Source organism: Spirulina major PCC 6313, assembly GCF_001890765.1.
Classification (GTDB): Bacteria; Cyanobacteriota; Cyanobacteriia; order Cyanobacteriales; family Spirulinaceae; genus Spirulina; species Spirulina major.
In genome coordinates this window covers 38,791-42,058 of the sequence record NZ_KV878782.1, presented here as the reverse complement: position 1 = coordinate 42,058, position 3,268 = coordinate 38,791, and the positions used below count along the sequence as shown (strand labels likewise).

Genomic DNA, 3,268 nt, shown 5'->3' with positions numbered 1-3,268 from the left:
GGGCAAGATGCCCGCACTACGTCTCCACTCGCTGGAGACCCTCATTGATTGGAAACGCTTTTGAAGGCAGAAGGATGAATGGGAAAAGAAGAAAGAGTTACTTTTTTCTCAATCTCAAAATTCTGCCTTCTAATTTCATCCTTCATCCTTTAAAACTTCCTTCATCCTTTGAAGCGATCGCTGGGGAGCTTGGCCGCGCTAAACAAGGGCGGTACATTGGAAGGATTGTCTTTTCAACCTCAGTTGTCCTATGGGTTCTCGTCCTGCGGTGTTTATCGAGAAACAGTTTCCGGTGAAGCTCTTGAATGAGCAGGTGTATTACGAGCATGGGGGGAACCCGTTTAAGGGGCTGCATCGGTGGTATTCGCGGAAGCCGTTGTCGTTTAGTCGGGCGAGTGTGTTGGCTTCGGTGTTGCCGGATACGGTGACGATGGAGGAGTTTGAATATTTGCTGGGGTTACGCCCGGAGCGGGAGGGGTTGAAGCCTGACCCGGATTTGCGGCTCTACAAAACGCCGCCGGGTGCGCTCCGCATCCAGAAGGTTCACGCGCTCTGTGAGGAGTTGTGGGGGGATGTTCCGGCGGTGTTGGATGCGTTTGCGGGGGGCGGGTCGATTCCGTTTGAGGCGGCGCGGTATGGGTTCCGGGTGTTTGCGAGCGACCTGAATCCGGTGGCGGTGGTGACGATGAAGGCAGCGATGGAGTTTCCGCTCCAGTTCGGCGCGGATCTTCAGGTGGATATTGACCGCTGGGTGAAGTGGGTGGGGGATGAGGCGGAGCAACGTTTGGCGGAGTTTTTCCCTGTGGGTGAGGGGGAAACGGTTCAGAATTATCTCTGGGCGCATACGGTGGATTGTCCGAGTTGTGGCTCGGTTGTGCCGTTGAGTCCGAATTGGTGGCTGAGTAAAACGAGTAATTATGCGGGCAAGGGTCAAGCGCGAACAGTTACAGCAGATTGGTATGCGGTTAAACCGATTCCAAACCCAGCAGAAAAGCGGGTTGATTTTGAGTTAATTAAAGGCCCCAAAGGAAAAGGATCGACGATTCAAACACCAGAGGGCGATTTTGATCCGAGTGATTTTAATACTTTGAGTCGAGGGGTTGGAAAATGCCCGAATTGTGATGGTGTTATTGAGGGCAATATTATTAAAAAACAAGGCTCAAGTGATGAATTAGGACATCAACTTTATGCTGTGGCTTATAAAAAAAATAAATCATCTTTGTCTTTTAGAAACCCAAATTCATCGGATTTAGCAGCTTATCAAAGTGCAAGCGAAAAGATAACACAAAAATTAAATAATATATCCTCTTTAGAAACTATCCCTAATATTGAACTTCAATATGCTCATGAAACGCATGAACGTCAATCATTACCAGAGTATGGATTAACACACTGGCATAAGTTTTTTAATCCGCGTCAGTTGTTAACGTTAGTGACGTATGTAGAGATTATCAATGAGGTGAAGGAACGGCTACAGGTTGAGTATGAGCCGGAGAAGGTGGGTGCGATCGCTACTTATTTAGCCTTAGTTTTAGATCGTTGTGTTGACAGAAATTGTAGATTATCAATTTGGCATACATCGAGATCATCTGTTGAAAGAGCATCAACACAACACGCTTTAAATTTAACTTGGAATTATCCAGAAATTTCAGGAAATAAAGAGTTATGGCGAGGATGTGCTGATCCAGTTTCTAATGAATATCAGGGACTTTGTGATTTACTCGGTACAAAAAACAATTCATCAAAGCTTAAAGGAATTGAACAGCATACCGAAAAAACTCTTCACATTGAAAACGCTTCCGCTGATAGCCTCTTTCATTTAGACGATCAAAGTATTGATAGCATTGTCACCGATCCGCCCTATTACGCAACCATTCAATATGCCGAACTTTCCGACTTCTTTTATGTGTGGCAAAAACGGATTTTAGGTGATGTTTTCCCTGATCTTTATCTAACCGACCTCACCGACAAAGACCGCGAAGCCGTTGCGAATCCGTCGCGGTTTCGAGGCATGGGAGACAGCCCCGAACAACTCGCCAACCAAGACTATGAAGCCAAAATGGAAATGGCTTTCAGTGAATATCACCGCGTCCTGAAAGAAAACGGCGTGATGACCGTGCAGTTTAACCATAAAGACTCCGGCGCGTGGGATGTGCTGGCTCAATCCTTGATCGAAGCCGGATTTGAGATTACCGCAAGCTGGGCAGTGAACACCGAAAACCCCCAGAACCTCCACCAAGCCAAGAAAAACAGCGTCTCCAGTACCGTCCTCCTCGTCTGCCGCAAACGCGACCCCGACGCGCCCCAAGCTTGGTGGGACGAAGTGAAAATCGAAGTGCGTAACGCCGTCCTCACCCGCGCCCCCGAACTCGAAACCGCCCTCCAAACCGAAACCGCCCAGGGCATCACCGCCGGAGCCGGAATCGACCTGTATTTAAGCGCCTTTGGCCCTGCCCTGAACATCTTTAGCCGCGCTTGGCCCGTGTTAGACAGTAGCGGCGCGACCGTGCGACCCGAACAGGCATTTACAGAGGCAAGGAAAGCGATCGCCAACTACCGCTTTGATACCCTCGTTAAAACCGACACCGCCGGGTTTGATGCCCTCACCCAATGGTATTTACTCGCCTGGGATGCCTTCGCCGCCCGCGAATTCCCCTTTGATGAAGCACGACAACTCGCCCTGGCGATCGGTGGGTTTAACGTCAACGACCTCGCCAAAACCTTCAAACTGATTAGCTCCACCAGCGGCACTTGTAAACTCCTCACCCCCGCCCAACGCCAGAAAAAACGCGCCTTTGCCGTCAACGATGAGGACTTTTCGGGGCAATATTTGGTAGATGGCTTGATGGCTGCGATCGCAATTTACGACGAAGAAGAGAATTTACAGATTCTGCGCCGCTTCCTGAAAAATACCGGCCTGCTCGAAAATGACTATTTCATCAAAACCCTAGAAGTGGCCTTCCGAGTTCTGCCCCAAAGCACCCCGGAATATCAAACCCTGCTCAATATTTGGCTAGGGATGGAGGAGATTAAGGCGAAGGTTGTGGTTGAGCAGCTAGAGCTAAACTTAGGGGATGAGGGTCAATTGAAATTGAATCTGCCTGAGTAGTGCGGGCATCTTGCCCGCTGGGAATCAATGAAGAAAGGTAGGGAGCAGTTTAATGGTTAAAGGTAGGGAGCAGTTTAATGGTTAAGAAGGGAGCAGGATGCTCCCACTCCATTCACATCAATTTTTTGTAGTGCGGGCATCTTGCCCGCTGGGAATAGA

1 protein-coding gene is annotated in these 3,268 nt (G+C 49.1%); it reads left to right on the top strand.

Annotated features, from left to right (window positions below; all coding sequences use genetic code 11):
* Positions 1-250 precede the first annotated feature (250 nt).
* Positions 251-3,109, top strand: a complete 2,859-nt coding sequence (locus tag SPI6313_RS00165) for a DUF1156 domain-containing protein (RefSeq protein WP_072619185.1) — start codon at positions 251-253, stop codon at positions 3,107-3,109.
* Positions 3,110-3,268: the final 159 nt, after the last annotated feature.